We start from the raw sequence: 15,387 nt of genomic DNA, 5'->3' as shown, positions 1-15,387 counted from the left end.
AACGTTGGCATAGAAATTGCATAGTAAATTGGTGAAGATTTAAATATTCCAGGAGGTATATACAAATGTCTTTACCATACATTCATGAACCATTTACTGATTTTATGAAAGAAGAAAGCCAAAAAGCATTTCAAGAAGCTTTAGTCTATGTCAACTCACAGCTTGGGAAAGAGTATCCGCTTGTTATCGGGGGAGAGCGCATTACGACTGATAAAAAGAGTGTGTCGATTAATCCTGCTAATAAAGAAGAAATTGTCGGTACAGTTGCAATGGCTGATGAAGAGTTAGCAGAAAAAGCAATGCAATCAGCTTTAGGAGCCTTTGAAACTTGGAAAAAATGGGACCCGCAGCATCGTGCAAACATCTTGTTCCGTGCCGCTGCTATTCTTCGCCGCCGCAAGCATGAATTTTCCGCCTACCTTGTAAAAGAAGCAGGCAAGCCATGGAAGGAAGCGGATGCAGATACTGCTGAAGCGATTGACTTTTTAGAGTACTACGCTCATCAAATGGTGAGGTTAGCGCCAGGTGTTCCCGTTAACAGCCGGCAGGGGGAAATCAACACATATACTTATATCCCGCTTGGAGTAGGCATTATTCTTTCTCCATTTAACTTCCCGTTAGCCATCATGGCTGGAACAACGGTAGCGGCCATTGTTTCTGGAAATACTGTCATTCTTAAACCTGCGGATTCGACACCGGTTATTGCGGCTAAGTTTGTGGAGTTAATGGAGGAAGCAGGACTTCCGGAAGGTGTTTTAAACTATGTTCAGGGAGTCGGTGCTGAAATTGGTGAATATCTGGTCGATCATCCGAAAACTCGTTTTATCTCGTTCACAGGTTCACGTGCAGTAGGATGCCGCATCTATGAGCGTGCATCAAAAGTGAATCCGGGACAAATTTGGTTAAAGCGTGTCATTGCAGAAATGGGCGGTAAAGATACCGTTGTCGTTGATAAGGACGCAGATTTAGATTTAGCTGTCTCATCGATCGTTTACTCTGCATTCGGTTTCTCTGGTCAGAAGTGTTCCGCTGGTTCCCGTGCGGTTGTCCATGAGGATGTGTATGACGAAGTGCTTGAAAGAGCAGTAGCATTGACGAAAACATTGACGCTTGGCAATCCTGAAGATGTGAATACGTACATGGGTCCTGTTATTGACGAAAGAGCTTATAACAAGATTATGGGCTATATCGAAATCGGCAAACAAGAGGGTAAGCTAATGACAGGCGGTGAAGGGGATGACTCCAAAGGATATTTTATTCAACCTACTATTTTTGCGGATGTAGATGAAAAGGCCCGTTTAATGCAGGAAGAAATTTTCGGCCCGGTTGTTGCTTTTTGTAAAGCGCGCGACTTTGATCATATGATGGATATTGCCAACAATACCGAGTACGGTCTTACAGGGGCATTACTTTCTAATAATCGTGAACATATTGAACGTGCCCGTGAAGAGTTCCATGTCGGAAATCTTTACTTCAACCGCGGATGCACAGGTGCCATCGTCGGATATCAGCCGTTTGGAGGGTTTAACATGTCCGGCACAGATTCAAAAGCAGGCAGCCCTGACTATTTGCTTCTTCACATGCAAGCAAAAACGACATCTGAAACACTTTAACTGCAACGAAAGACAACAAGGAATATATGTTGAAATTTAACGATTTATGGGAGGCCATATCATGTCTACGACAAAGGTTTTAGAGCAATTATCCGAAGAACAGCAACAAGAAAAAGAGTCCTTGAATTTATTCCTTTCTACACAAACCGTCATAAGAGAGGCTTTAGAAAAATTGGAGTATTCAAATGAATTGTTTGAATTATTAAAAGAACCGATTCGCATGCTGACAGTCCGCATACCTGTCAAAATGGACGATGGTTCAGTCAAAATATTTACCGGTTTTCGTTCCCAACATAACGATGCGGTTGGTCCTACAAAAGGAGGCGTCCGCTTCCATCCAGAAGTGAATGAAGAAGAGGTAAAAGCCTTGTCCATTTGGATGAGTTTAAAGTGCGGCATTGCCGATCTTCCTTATGGCGGGGGAAAAGGCGGCATTATTTGCGACCCAAGGAACATGTCATTTGGAGAATTGGAAAGGTTAAGCCGCGGGTATGTTCGTGCCATCAGCCAAATTGTGGGCCCTACAAAAGATATTCCGGCACCGGATGTATATACGAATTCTCAAATTATGGCGTGGATGATGGATGAGTACAGCCGCCTTCGAGAATTCGATTCTCCTGGATTCATTACGGGTAAACCGCTTGTTTTAGGAGGTTCGCAAGGTCGTGAAACAGCGACAGCACGAGGTGTTACCATTTGCATTGAAGAAGCGGTAAAGAAAAAAGGCATTGACTTACAAGGGGCCCGCATCATCGTTCAAGGTTTTGGGAATGCGGGAAGCTTTTTAGCAAAATTCATGCATGATGCAGGAGCGAAAGTGATCGGGATTTCAGATGCACATGGTGCCCTTTATGATCCGGAAGGGCTTGATATCGATTATTTACTTGATAAACGCGATAGTTTCGGCACCGTCACGAATTTATTTACGAATGTCATATCGAATCAAGAATTACTCGAAAAAGAATGTGACATTTTAGTGCCGGCTGCTATTTCCAACCAGATTACGGTGCAAAATGCCCATCATATCAAAGCTTCGATTGTGGTGGAGGCAGCAAATGGGCCAACCACCCTTGAAGCAACCAAAATTTTAGATGAACGAGGAGTCCTCCTTGTGCCGGATATCCTGGCAAGTGCAGGCGGTGTGACGGTTTCTTACTTTGAATGGGTTCAAAACAACCAGGGATATTATTGGTCAGAAGAAGAGGTGGCTGACAAACTGCGAAAAGTAATGGTCGATTCCTTTGAAACGATTTATCAAACCTCACAGGCCCATGAAGTGGATATGCGCTTAGCGGCCTATATGGTTGGAATAAGAAAAATTGCTGAAGCTTCCCGTTTCCGCGGATGGGTATAAAGCGAAATTTTCATCAGTGGAATCTTATAGTTTGCAAGAGCGGGATAAAGTGTAAGGGAAACAATCAATCTGTTAAAAAATAATTTTTTATTTGGAGGAATGTTTTCGTGTGGGTCATCACTGTCCATTCAAAGAGCAACATTCAAATGTTTGAGTTCGATACTGAAAAAGAAGCAAAAGACGCTTTCAAGGACATTCGCGGTTATAAAATCCTTACCGAAGTGATTTACTTTAATGATCATTCTTTAGTGGAAGCATAAGCATTTGGAACCATCTACAGTTGATGCGGTAGATGGTTCCTTTTTAAAATAGAGGAATCACGGCCAAGGTAATGTTAAAAACTTAAATTGTATTTATCTGTATAGAAATCCTTGGTTTTGCTGGATTTGTATAACGGGACCTTTCAGAAGGATGAGTCAAAAGGGTGGCTTTTTACCCTTTTGGCTCATCCTCTATTGTCCTAGTTATCCATTAAATCCTCACAGTACTCCCGGATTAGTTTGGAGGACTTCGTTTGGCTGATATCGAGATCTTGTGCAACTTTTCTGGATGATTTATAGGTTTGGTAAGATTTTCTGATTAAGATACGCTTCGTTTCGTCAATTGCTTTATCAAGTGAAGTAGGGAGTGCGAGCTGGGTGACTTGTCCGACATTATCGGTGATGATATCCGGCAAGTCGGCCACTTGGATGACGGAATCGCTAATGACGACTAATCGTTCAATCAAATTCTCAAGCTGACGAACATTGCCCGGCCATGAATAATGGATTAAGATATTCAGGCACTCTTCGGAGATGACTTTGTTTTCATGGTACTTTTGATTGAATTTATTCAAAAAGTTATATGTGAGCGGAATGATATCTTCTTTGCGTTCACGAAGCGGCGGCAGGTGAATGTCAATCACATTCAGCCTGTAGAATAAATCTTCCCGAAAGCGTTTGTCATTGACCATTTTAATTAAATCTTGGTTCGTTGCGGCAACGATCCGGATATCCACTTTTTTCATTTCACTGCCTCCAACAGGAATGAACTGTTTATCCTGGATGACTTGTAAGAGCTTTGCCTGCAGAGCGAGCGGCATTTCTCCGATTTCATCCAGAAAAACAGTGCCGCCGTCCGCTGCTTCAATCAATCCTGGTTTTCCAGTTTTATTTGCTCCGGTAAATGCCCCTTTTGAGTAGCCGAACAGTTCAGATTCGAGCAGCTCTTCCGGAATGGCCGCACAGTTAATCGTAAGGAACGGGCCGCTTTTCCGTTTGCTGATCCGGTGGATGAAATGGGCAAGCACCCCTTTTCCTGTTCCAGATTCCCCTTGAATTAAAATCGTTGAATCAGTTGGCGCTACTTTTTCGCAGAACGTCAAGATTCGGTTGATTTTTCCGCTGTTCGTTACAATCCGGTCCGTTTCCCCATCTTCTTGAGTGGTTTTTGACTCATCGTTTGTTTCCTTTGCTTTCAGCATTCGATAAGTCTGTGATTCAGTTGATGTGATCACGACGAGTTCGATTTCACCCTCGTCATTTAAGAGGGGGATTGCGCACGTCATTAGTTCAGCTCCGATATAAGTCTGCTGCTTCATGTAGCAAGGCTTTTTTCTTTTATACACTTCCGGCACGATGGACGGTTTCCAATAGCCTTTTTCAAACAAATCAACATTGTATTTGCCGATGACATCAGTCGGCTTCAAGCCGTAATGGCGCTCACATGCCTGGTTCACATAAAGAATTCGCTGCTCGCCGTCGAGGACAAAAATTTCATCTGACGAATGATCAAGAATTTTTAAAAGAGCTTCCAGCGTCATTTCAATATTGCCTGTTGCATTAGGACTTTTCATAGAGTGACCCTCTCTTTTTAAAAGGTAGTGAGTTAATTTTGAATAATGTTTAATCAAAATTGAGTTAATTATAACTCATTTTGAAAGCGTTTTTAAATAAAATTCTAAATTTTTAGTGTATTATAACTATTTTTAAGAGTTGGCACGCCAATTGCATGTATATAAAAGTGACAGGCTGCAAAGCAAGCATGTTAGGAATGGATGAAACCATTTTAGCAAAGCGAGATGTCAGAAATTCAGACGGTTAGGGAGGAGTAAAATGGCAAAACAGCATGAGGTTTTTGACATGACCATTATCGGGGGTGGCCCGCATGGCTAAATACACAATAGTGGACCAGGATACATGCATCGCTTGCGGGGCATGTGGAGCAACAGCACCGGAAATTTTTGATTACAACGATGAAGGAATTGCTTTTGCGATTCTTGATGACAACCAAGGTTTAACAGAAGTACCGGATGAACTAGAAGAAGATTTAGAAGATGCTTTAGAAGGTTGTCCGACAGATTCCATAAAAGTGGCTGATGCACCTTTTACTTGTAAATCCGTTCAAATGGCATAGTTGGGTAAGCATCCGGCACATTCAATAAATAAAAAAGATATTTTTTGAAAATTTTGGCCTTTCCAACAAATATTTGTGAATTATCGATGGAGGAGAATGAACTATGGCTTATAATAAAGTAGAAAATGCATCTAATCGAACATTTGAAAGAACATTGACATATGACAAATATACAGATCCGAAAGTGCTTGAGAAAGAAATGGATCTAGTATTCTCTAAATCTTGGCAGCTGGTAGGACATGTCAGCCAGCTGGAAAAAGCAGGCGCTTTTTTTACAACGGAAGTTGCAGGCGAGCCCATTATCGTGACTCGAGGGCAAGATGAAGTGATTCGCGCTTTTTATAACGTTTGTCCACATCGTGCGACAAAGCTTGAAAAAAGTGAGTCAGGCAAGAAGAAAATTTTACAATGCGGCTATCATGGCTGGACATTCAAAATGGATGGGAAATTAAACAAAGCACCCAACTTTAGAGGCGAAGATGCAGCCTGTGTAAAAGATGCTTGTTTACGTTCAGTGCGGATGGAAATCTTGGAATCTCTCATTTTTGTCAACTTGGATGATAACGCGAAGCCGCTTTGCGAATCTTACGGTGATTTCTTTGATCGTTTGAGCAAATTTCCGTTTTTAAGTGAGTTGAAAAGAACAAACCAAACATCACGGGTGATTAAAGCGAACTGGAAAGCGTTTATTGACAACTATTTAGAGTGTGACCACTGCCATGTCGCTCATCCAGGCTTCGTTTCAGCACTTAATATGGATGATTATCAAATCATTACATGTGAAAACTATTCACTTCAAGGCACAATTGTTAAACAAGATAAAGGGTATGGAACAGTCGATTTAAATCAGGCAGAAATGCAAGGCGGATCCTTCTTCTGGCTGTGGCCAAACTTAATGCTGACCATTTATCCTGGTCCTGGCAATATGGCGACGATTCAATTAGTACCGATTGATCATGAAACAACGTTGATTCTTTACACTTATTATTTCCGTGACGAGAATTTGACTCAGGAAGAAAAAGACTTAGTTGCATTTGCTGAACAAGTGCGCCAGGAAGATGTGGAACTTGTGGAATTAGAGCAAATTGGTTTCCGCTCTCGTGCATTTAACAAGGGAGTCTATTCGTCTTCAGAAAAAGCAATTGTACAATTTCATGAAATGGTATTGGAGGCCCTCAATGAGTAAATTAGTGAATGAAGTAAACGTGACGAAGCAGTTTTTAATGATCAATGGCGAAAAAGTAGAAACAGAAAAATATGCCCCGTTATATTCTCCTTATTCCGGGGAAGAAATCGCTCAAATTGCGATGGCGGATAAAGAGCAGGTTGTGCGGGCAATAGACGCTGCCCATGAAGCACGAGGTATCATGGCAAAAATGCCGGCATATCAACGGGCAGAAATTTTAGAAAAAGTGGTAGCATTATTAAAAGAAAAAGCAGATGAAGCGGCAGAAATTATTACCCGTGAATCAGCCAAGCCAATCATGTTTGCGAAAGCAGAAGTGGCGAGAACGATTGAAACGTATAAATTTTCGGCTGAAGAAGCAAAAAGAATTCACGGAGAAACGATTCCTTTCGATGCCGCTGTTGGCGGGGGCGGTCGAATCGGCTACACGTTAAGAGAGCCGATTGGGGTCATTGGGGCGATTACCCCGTTTAACTTCCCGATGAATCTTGTCGCCCATAAAGTTGGACCGGCCATCGCGGCCGGCAATACGATTGTGTTGAAGCCAGCGTCGCAAACACCATTGTCTGCTCTTTTTATCGCGGAACTTTTTGAAGAAGCAGGTCTCCCGGCAGGTGTATTAAATGTGGTGACAGGTCCAGGAGGCACGGTCGGGGAAGCCATTGTGGAAGACGACCGCGTAAGCATGGTTACATTCACAGGAAGTCCGGGCGTCGGCATCGGCATCCGGAACAAGGCAGGCTTGAAAAAGACGACGCTTGAACTCGGTTCAAATTCGGCTTTAATCATCGACAAAGATATTGATATCGATCAAATCATTGACCGCTGCATTATGGGCGCTTTCTCCAATCAGGGGCAAGTCTGTATTTCCCTGCAGCGGGTGTATGCACATGAGGATGTGTATGAAGAATTTGTTGCGAAATTCACTGAAGCCGCGAAGAAGCTGAAAATTGGCGACCCGTTTGATCCGGACACATATATTTCCGCATTGATTTCAAAACGGGAAACAGAACGTGTAATCGACTGGATCGACGAAACGAAAAACAGCCATGCAACACTCGCAGCAGGCGGCAAACTGCAAAACGGCATTCTTGAACCAACCATTATTACAGATGCCGACCATTCGTTAAAGGTGTCCTGCCAGGAAGCATTCGCTCCGGTTGTCGTTGTCAATAAAGTGAGCTCCATCGAAGAAGCCGTTGAGCAGGTGAATGATTCCCGCTTTGGATTGCAGGCAGGTATTTACACAAACAATGTGAAAAATGCGTTATACGCTTCACGAGAGTTGCACGTGGGCGGGGTCATCATTAATGACGTGCCGACATATCGTGTAGACCAAATGCCATACGGCGGGGTGAAAGAAAGCGGGACAGGCCGTGAAGGAATTAAATATGCAGTGGAAGAAATGACTGAAATGAAATTGGTCGTTTGGAATCAAAGCTGAAAATGAGGGGATTATGATGAAAGTATTTAAAATAGCGGTTATCGCCGGAGACGGCATCGGCCCCGAAGTCATTAATGAAGGGGTTAACGTATTAAAGAAAGTGGCGGAACTGGATGCAGGTTTCCGATTTGATTTCACATACTTTCCATGGGGATGCGAGTTTTATGCGAAAAACGGAAAGATGATGGATGATGATGGAATGGAACAGCTGAAAGAATTTGATGCGATCTATTTAGGGGCAGTCGGGTTTCCCGGCGTCCCTGACCACATTTCGTTGTGGGATTTATTGTTAAAAATTCGCAAAAGCTTTGATCAGTATGTAAATATCCGTCCTGTGAAGCTGTTAAAAGGAGCTCATTTGCCGCTTGTAGATGTGAAACGTGAAGACATTGATATGCTGTTCATCCGCGAAAATAGTGAAGGCGAATATTCCGGAGCAGGGGACTGGCTGTTTAAGGGCCAAGAACATGAGGTCGTTTTGCAAAACAGTGTATTTTCACGAAAAGGCACAGAGCGAATCATCCGCTATGCCTTTGAAATCGCCAAAAAAGAAGGGAAATCGCTGACAAGCATTTCGAAAGCGAACGCCCTGAACTACTCGATGGTTTTCTGGGATCAAGTATTTGAAGAAGTAAGTGCAGAATATCCGGAAGTCAAAACGGCTTCTTATCTCGTTGATGCGGCAGCAATGTTGATGATTAAAGATCCGAAACGCTTTGAAGTCGTCGTGACCTCGAACTTATTCGGCGATATTTTAACGGATTTGGGAGCGGCACTCGCCGGCGGCATCGGTCTTGCTGCTGGAGCCAATATTAATCCTGAAAGAAACTTCCCGTCAATGTTTGAGCCGATTCACGGATCGGCTCCCGACATCGCAGGCAAAGGAATCGGGAATCCGCTCGCATCCATTTGGTCGGCCAGCCAAATGCTGGACTTCTTTGGTTATGAAGCGCATGGAAAAGTCGTGCTTCAGGCAATCGAGCAACTTCTGCTGGAGAAACAAGTGCTGACGCCTGATATGAATGGAACGGCTTCTACTTCGGAAGTAGGGGACCGGGTGACGGATATGATCGCAACCATCATGTCATCCAAAAGCGCACCAATCCAATAAGGAACAGGTATGTATAATGGAAAGAAACATTTTTTCAATAGACTTGATTCATTCGTCCTCAGAATTCATTCGTCCTCAGAATTCATTCAAGGACGAATGAATCATATGCCTCACCTCTGCTTTTCACCCGAAAAAGGAAAACGCTTACAATAATGAATTTGAAGAATGTTGACTTTATTTCATAAGGAGTGATTGGATGAATAGCAAGAAAACCGTATTCCATTTCTCATTGGCAATTAGTTTAGTCTTAATCAGTGTCGGAATATTCGCGCCAAAACAGTTGGATAGTTTTTCCAACTCAGCTCTTAGTTTTATCTATAATAATTTAGGCTGGTTTATTTTAGGCTGTGTTTTTCTCTTCTTTGCTTTTTGTATGCATATTGGATTGTCGAAGTTTGGGCATATAAGGTTAGGTGATGATGACGATCGCCCTGAATTTAAAACGAGTACGTGGATTGCTATGCTTTTCAGTGCTTCTATCGGCATTAGTCTTGTGTTTTGGGGAGTTGCAGAACCTGTCTCTTACTATATTGATCCTCCGTTTGGAGAGGGATCTTCTGAACAATCGGCAAAACTGGCTATGCAATTTGTCTACCTGCACTGGGGAGTTTCGGCGTGGGCATGCTATGCAGTTGTCGGAGTTTCTTTAGCATTCTTCCAATTTAGAAAAAAATTACCCGCATCGTTAAGTTCCGTTTTTTACCCATTAGTAGGGGATAAAATTAAAGGTTCCTTCGGTAAATTTATTGATATCATTGTTATCCTTTCCATCGTTATTGGGATTGCTACGTCTTTAGGCTTTGGTACTTTACAAGTCAACAGTGGAATGAATTATCTTTGGGGGATTCCGTTAGGGTTTAATAGTCAAGTGATTATCATTACGATCGTAACGGTGCTCTATCTTGCCTCAACCGTTTCAGGACTGCAAGGCGGTATGAAACTCTTATCCAACCTGAATATGCTTTTAGCTTTTCTTCTATTAGCTTTTATGCTTATACTTGGACCAACCCAATCCATCTTAAAAATCTTTTTTCAAGGAATCGGGGATTATGCCCAAAATTTTATCGGTATGTCGTTCCGAACGGAGCCATATAGTGATGGATCATGGATCGCAAGCTGGACACTATTCTATTTTGGCTGGTGGATTGCTTGGGCGCCGCTTGTAGGAAGCTTTGTTGCGAGGATTTCGAAAGGAAGAACCATTAGAGAATTTATGATGGGGGCTATCTTCATACCTGTTCTTGGTGCTTTTTTGTGGTTTGCCGTTATGGGAGGTTCAGCCATCGACCTTATCCAAAACCATGGCAAAACAGCCATCGCAACTGCTGTATCAACGGATGTAACATCTGCTCTATTCAAGTTTTTTGAGTACTTCCCTATGAGTGTATTTTTAAGTATTTTAGCCATGGTACTCGTGCTTATTTTCTTTATTACATCTGCGGATTCAGCCATTTTTGTACTAGGTATGATCAGCGAAAATGGTAATCCGAATCCTACTCATACGACCAAAGTGATTTGGGGTGTCGTCATTGCTGCGGTCTCCGCTGTATTAATCATGACTGGCGGGTTGTCAGGCTTACAGTCAGCGCTTGTCGCAACATCCATACCATTATCCATATTAATGCTATTTATGTGTTATTCCACGTATAAAGGCCTTCAAGGGGAGCTGCGTCTCTCTACGGAAACAAGTAATAAAGATATGGAAGAAAAAACGATAACATCTGAAAAGAAGGCGTTATAAATAAAGAGGTGATGACAAATCACCGCATAATAGTTATTTTGCTGCATTTGAAAAGCCTTGGATTATATGAAATCCGAGGCTTTTTTGGTTGCTTGGAAGAGACTTTATGTTAACTGGATTTATATCTAATATACATATGAAAGTGACCAAGTTTTTGCCATGACTGGGATGAATTTTGGGGCTTACGCCGAGTACACATGTTTACCTGAATACGGGAAAGTGGCATTCAAGTAAAGTTGGATAATGCTATTTCCTGAGTCCTCGTTCAGCAAAATGAATTGTTGGGCTTTTTAGTTGTAAGAAGATCGATTATAGCTACGCCCAATCAAATCAAAAAAAGAATCATATGCTAATGTAACTATGAGAAAAAGAAGGGACAAGAGTACAGCCTATAACAAGTGAAATGCAGAAAATGAAGTAAAGGGATTGAGGTCTCTTCAGACTAATTGACCCCGATTTTCAGACGGAAAAGGAATTGTAAAATCTATTATCAGAATAGGCTTGATATATAAATAGCATCTAAAATTAATACCTCCTTTTTCAAATAGAATTCTTTTTTACTTAAATTCCAAACTTTTTCTTGTAGAGATTGGAGGTTTTTACAGTGCCATGTCCATCCTTTCAAATCTCCACTTTTCCTAGTGGGGATTCGGGTCCATTTCCCATCACCTCTGCAGATTTTAATGGAGACGGGATTATGGATCTCGCGGTCGTGAACATTAGTTCTGATAGTATCTCAATTTTTTTAGGTAATGGTTCAGGTGGGTTTGCTCTAGCTCCAGGCAGTCCTTTTTCTAGTGGAGGTTCGGGTCCACATGCCATCACCTCTGCAGATTTTAACGGAGACGGGATTATGGATCTCGCGGTCGTGAACATTGGTTCCGATAGTGTCTTAGTTTTTTTAGGTAACGGCTCAGGCGGGTTTGCTCCAACGCCAGGCAGTCCTTTTTTGAGTGGAGGTTTGCTCCCAGCTTCCATCACCTCGGCAGATTTTAATGGAGACGGGATTATGGATCTCGCGGTTGCGAACCAAGGATCCAATAATGTCTCCGTTTTTTTAGGTAATGGTTCAGGTGGGTTTGCTCCAGCGCCAGGCAGTCCTTTTTCTAGTGGAGGTTCAAGTCCTTTTTTCATCACCTCGGCAGATTTTAATGGAGACGGGATCATGGATCTCGCGGTTGCGAACCGAGGATCCAATAATGTCTCGGTTTTTTTAGGTAATGGTTCAGGCGGGTTTGCTCCAGCGCCAGGCAGTCCTTTTTCTAGTGGAGGTGTGCGTCCAATGTCCATCACGGCTGCAGATTTTAATGGGGACGGGACGATGGATCTTGCCGTCGTGAACTTTAATTCCGATGATGTCTCGGTTTTTTTAGGTGATGGTTCAGGAGCGTTTACTCCAGCTGCAGGCAGTCCTTTTTCTAGTGGAGGTTCGGGTCCTAGTTCCATCACGGCTGCAGATTTTAATGGAGACGGGACGATGGATCTTGCCGTCGTGAACTTTAATTCCGATGATGTCTCGTTTTTTTTAGGTAATGGTTCAGGCGGGTTTACTCCAGTGCCAGGCAGTCCTTTTTCCAGTGGAGGTTCGAATCCTGTTTCCATCATCTCTGCAGATTTTAATGGAGACGGAAGATTTGATCTTGCAATTGCAAATTTTGGTTCAAGTACTATTTCGATCTTAATTAATACCTGTGTTACGGTTGGGAGGAGAAGTTTAGAGTGTATCCTTGTGCAAAAGGTCTACGATTGGGTAGTCCTTACGAACCGGGATCGCAATAAAGTTCCCATTCCGGCAGAATGCTTTACACTCATTGAAAACTGCCGCAGTGGAGGCGGCCTTGTAACAGCCACTTGTGCAGAAGTGGAAGGAACTCGTCGTTGTGATGTCCTGCCTGGCTCACGACCAGCTCCTAATGTACCAGGTGGCCAAATTGTCACCATTGCTTTCCATGTCCGAATTCGTATTGAATTTTTCTGTGATGGCGTTCCACTCTGCAATTTTGAAGTACCGGTTAACTTTGTAGATGAAGTGATTCTCTGTTTCCCCGAGGGCACTAGAATCGTCTGTAACATCTTTGACGTAAACTGTACGGTATTAATGGATCAAATGTTAGGAAATATGCTCTTGCTTGAGGTCGTCATGTGTCAAGACGTTCAAGTGAAAGCAGAAGTTAAGCTGGAAGTGGAAGCGAAGTTCTGTGGACCGCGCCAGCCAATCCCGATTGAAGATCAGCCTTTTGAATGCCTGTTCCCTACCTTCCCAGAGCAATGTCCGGCGATCTTCCCGGTCCCCGTCCCGGTTCCTAACACTAGATTTCTTTTTATATCCAATCGTAATGATAATACTATAGCCATTTTTGATATTTCCACTCCTACGAGTCCTGTACTTGTAAGGGAGTTTGGTGAGGTAGATTTTCCAGGCGTTTTCAATGGTCCTACCGCATTAGCGATTACAGGTACCACTCTGTATGCCGCAAATCAAGGCGATGATTCTGTAGCCATTTTTGATATTTCCGCTCCTGTAGATCCTGTACATGTAGGGCAGGTTAGTACAGGATTAAGTGAGCCTACCGGATTGGCGATTACACGTAATACTCTTTATATCGCAGATCAAGGCGATGCCAGTGGTGTGGCAATTTACGATATTTCTCTTCCTAACGATCCTGTATTTGAGAGGAAGTTTACTGGAGAGGAGTTTTCAGGAGCTTTAAATAGTCCTACCGCATTAGCGATTACAGGTAACACTCTGTATGTATCAAATCAATTCAATGACAATGTAGACATTTTTGATATTTCCGCTCCTAACGATCCTATACGTGTAGGGCAGGTTAATGAAGGAAATTTAAGTGGGCCTACCGGGTTGACGACTACAGGTACCACTCTGTACGCAGCCAATTTTAACGATAGTACGATAGAAATTTATGATATTTCCCTTCCTCCAAATCCTATACGTGTGAGGGATTTTGGTGCAGAGGATTTAAGTGGCCCTGAGAGATTGGCGATTACAGGTACCACTCTGTATGCAACCAATTTTAACGATAGTACGGTAGAAATTTATGATATTTCCCTTCCTCCAAATCCTATACGTGTGAGGGATTTCGGTGCGGGAGTTTTAAATGGTCCTTTCGGATTGGCTATTTTACGGTAGGAGGCTAGAGAGGTCTTTTCCAACAAAGGCAACACGATCGACACGATTCTCGTTGGGTTTCGCCTACTGGCGTGTCGATTGACGATCTGTCGCGCGTGAATGCTGTGGATTTAATATAAATACAAAAAAGATTGCTCCATGCTGATACTGGAACAATCTTTTTTATGACGTTATATACATTAAATGATACTTATTAAGTAGCTACTACTTTTGTTTTGACTGTTTAAAGATCTATTTTAAAGTATGTTGAAATTGGTTTTGATTATAAACAGATTTTACACAGTTTGTCCTATAGATATTAAGGTAACAAACAAAATACAATTTATGCCTATATCAAACGCAACATAATAGTTATTATGTTGTATTGAAAAAGCCTTGACTTTCATAGAAATCGAGGCTTTTTTTGTTGATAAGAATGATTATGTTAACTGAAAATAAATATAACATGCACTTGCTTTTCATTATTTTCTGAGCATGTCCAAGTTTTATAGTTTTTTGCATTAGAAACGGACTTGTGGTTTTCATTTCCGTTAATGTAAATGACCTCTGTTTAGATTAGGTGATATTGCTTTGTCAATTGTTGAACTCTTTAAAGGGTTGATCCATAAATTATTAAAAAGGAAATAAAAGTAAAAGAGGTTAGGGAGCATGAATGATTTGAGGGAAAATTATAAAAATGTGAAACCGGTTCAGCAATCGCCTGGCCTTTGGTTTTACTATCCTGATCTGTGGTACCACGAGAAAAGTCAGCTGTATGCTTGGTATAAATCTAGCAGGGGAATATGGTGGATGTTGGACGGTAAGCTACAGAAAATGATTCCTTACTCAGCAGACCGTTTCTATGGTAAAACTCCACCTATTGAGGAAATGTATCAAGGCCAACATAATGTAAGTGAAGAATGGAAAGAAACCTTGGTTACGGATATAGGGCCGATAAAAGTTATTGAAGAGGCCGTTCAAACGGACTCTAGTCTTAATATGGAACAAAATGTTCAAAATTCTAGCAAGAGTGATACTAAACTGTTAATGAAGAGCTTTTTTCTCTCAGTCTTTATCAGCATTATATGTTCAAATCTAATATGGAAAATTGTACGTTTCATTTTTAAATAGAACTTGTATTTAACTGTTCTATCTAAATGCAACATAATGGTTATTATGTTGTGTTGAAAAAGCCTTGGATTCATAGAATTCGAGGTTTTTTTCAAGAAGCGTTTGGCTGATTTAGCATCTCTCGTTTTACTAAGGAAAAAATCAATGGTATTTCCATCCCAATCGACGGCACGATATAGGTACATCCATTGTCCTTTTACTTTGATGTACGTTAAGAGATTCATGGCAATATTGAAGTGTTTGCACCGAGCCATTTTTAATATGGACTAGCATCCAAATTTAAATT

The 15,387-nt window shown here is 41.9% G+C and carries 11 protein-coding genes and 1 pseudogene; 10 read left to right on the top strand and 2 right to left on the bottom strand.

What is annotated here, in order from left to right; genetic code table 11:
- Positions 1-65: 65 nt before the first annotated feature.
- From pruA to BK575_RS28740, 3 genes are all read left to right on the top strand, one after another.
- The gene (gene pruA / locus BK575_RS17855) at positions 66-1,613 is read left to right on the top strand and encodes an L-glutamate gamma-semialdehyde dehydrogenase (RefSeq protein WP_078412257.1); all 1,548 of its coding nucleotides are present in this window, start codon (positions 66-68) and stop codon (positions 1,611-1,613) included.
- Between the two features lie 61 nt (positions 1,614-1,674).
- Positions 1,675-2,967: a Glu/Leu/Phe/Val family dehydrogenase gene (locus tag BK575_RS17850; RefSeq protein ID WP_078412255.1), complete on the top strand. Its 1,293-nt coding sequence runs from the start codon at positions 1,675-1,677 to the stop codon at positions 2,965-2,967.
- A gap of 107 nt (positions 2,968-3,074) precedes the next feature.
- Positions 3,075-3,227 (top strand): hypothetical protein, encoded by a 153-nt coding sequence (locus tag BK575_RS28740; protein ID WP_169907875.1) that lies wholly within the window; start codon positions 3,075-3,077, stop codon positions 3,225-3,227.
- 200 nt (positions 3,228-3,427) lie between these two features.
- On the opposite strand, the gene BK575_RS17845 is transcribed toward BK575_RS28740, so the two are convergent.
- The gene (locus tag BK575_RS17845) at positions 3,428-4,801 is read right to left on the bottom strand and encodes a sigma-54 interaction domain-containing protein (protein ID WP_078412253.1); all 1,374 of its coding nucleotides are present in this window, start codon (positions 4,799-4,801) and stop codon (positions 3,428-3,430) included.
- 311 nt (positions 4,802-5,112) lie between these two features.
- Between BK575_RS17845 and BK575_RS17840 the strand changes: the two genes are divergently transcribed.
- The 7 genes from BK575_RS17840 (at position 5,113) to BK575_RS28735 (ending at position 15,101) form a co-directional block, all read left to right on the top strand.
- Positions 5,113-5,361 carry a ferredoxin gene (locus tag BK575_RS17840; protein WP_078412251.1) on the top strand — a complete coding sequence of 83 codons (249 nt, stop codon included), beginning with the start codon at positions 5,113-5,115 and terminating at the stop codon, positions 5,359-5,361.
- 103 nt (positions 5,362-5,464) lie between these two features.
- A complete protein-coding gene (locus tag BK575_RS17835) occupies positions 5,465-6,547 on the top strand; it encodes an aromatic ring-hydroxylating oxygenase subunit alpha (protein ID WP_078412249.1) in 1,083 nt (360 codons plus the stop codon).
- Positions 6,540-7,991, top strand: a complete 1,452-nt coding sequence (locus BK575_RS17830; protein WP_078412247.1) for an aldehyde dehydrogenase family protein — start codon at positions 6,540-6,542, stop codon at positions 7,989-7,991. The genes BK575_RS17835 and BK575_RS17830 overlap by 8 nt, the downstream gene beginning before the upstream one ends.
- A 16-nt stretch (positions 7,992-8,007) precedes the next feature.
- On the top strand, positions 8,008-9,102 hold the full coding sequence (locus tag BK575_RS17825; RefSeq protein WP_078412245.1) for a tartrate dehydrogenase: 1,095 nt from the start codon (positions 8,008-8,010) through the stop codon (positions 9,100-9,102).
- 196 nt (positions 9,103-9,298) lie between these two features.
- Positions 9,299-10,843, top strand: coding sequence for a BCCT family transporter (locus tag BK575_RS17820; protein WP_078412243.1), 1,545 nt, complete (start codon positions 9,299-9,301; stop codon positions 10,841-10,843).
- 604 nt (positions 10,844-11,447) lie between these two features.
- A complete protein-coding gene (locus BK575_RS17815) occupies positions 11,448-13,991 on the top strand; it encodes a BMQ_0737 family morphogenetic spore coat protein (protein WP_268877745.1) in 2,544 nt (847 codons plus the stop codon).
- Positions 13,992-14,639: 648 nt separating this feature from the next.
- Positions 14,640-15,101: a hypothetical protein gene (locus BK575_RS28735; RefSeq protein WP_169907457.1), complete on the top strand. Its 462-nt coding sequence runs from the start codon at positions 14,640-14,642 to the stop codon at positions 15,099-15,101.
- Positions 15,102-15,186: 85 nt separating this feature from the next.
- Here BK575_RS28735 and BK575_RS17810 read toward each other — a convergent pair.
- A pseudogene (locus BK575_RS17810) lies at positions 15,187-15,313 on the bottom strand (DDE-type integrase/transposase/recombinase); the annotation flags it as partial.
- Positions 15,314-15,387: the final 74 nt, after the last annotated feature.

Source organism: Priestia abyssalis (assembly GCF_002019595.1).
GTDB classification, from domain to species: Bacteria; Bacillota; Bacilli; order Bacillales; family Bacillaceae_H; genus Bacillus_BA; species Bacillus_BA abyssalis.
Note: the sequence above shows the minus strand (reverse complement) of the source record. Positions and strands in the feature narration are given on the sequence as shown.

What these genes read in the sequence shown, in the direction of transcription:
- pruA (WP_078412257.1), top strand. Translation starts at nt 66, where the DNA reads ATGTCTTTACCATACATTCATGAACCATTTACTGATTTTATGAAAGAA.
- BK575_RS17850 (WP_078412255.1), top strand. Translation starts at nt 1,675, where the DNA reads ATGTCTACGACAAAGGTTTTAGAGCAATTATCCGAAGAACAGCAACAA.
- BK575_RS17845 (WP_078412253.1), bottom strand. Translation starts at nt 4,801, where the DNA reads ATGAAAAGTCCTAATGCAACAGGCAATATTGAAATGACGCTGGAAGCT.
- BK575_RS17840 (WP_078412251.1), top strand. Translation starts at nt 5,113, where the DNA reads ATGGCTAAATACACAATAGTGGACCAGGATACATGCATCGCTTGCGGG.
- BK575_RS17835 (WP_078412249.1), top strand. Translation starts at nt 5,465, where the DNA reads ATGGCTTATAATAAAGTAGAAAATGCATCTAATCGAACATTTGAAAGA.
- BK575_RS17830 (WP_078412247.1), top strand. Translation starts at nt 6,540, where the DNA reads ATGAGTAAATTAGTGAATGAAGTAAACGTGACGAAGCAGTTTTTAATG.
- BK575_RS17825 (WP_078412245.1), top strand. Translation starts at nt 8,008, where the DNA reads ATGAAAGTATTTAAAATAGCGGTTATCGCCGGAGACGGCATCGGCCCC.
- BK575_RS17820 (WP_078412243.1), top strand. Translation starts at nt 9,299, where the DNA reads ATGAATAGCAAGAAAACCGTATTCCATTTCTCATTGGCAATTAGTTTA.
- BK575_RS28735 (WP_169907457.1), top strand. Translation starts at nt 14,640, where the DNA reads ATGAATGATTTGAGGGAAAATTATAAAAATGTGAAACCGGTTCAGCAA.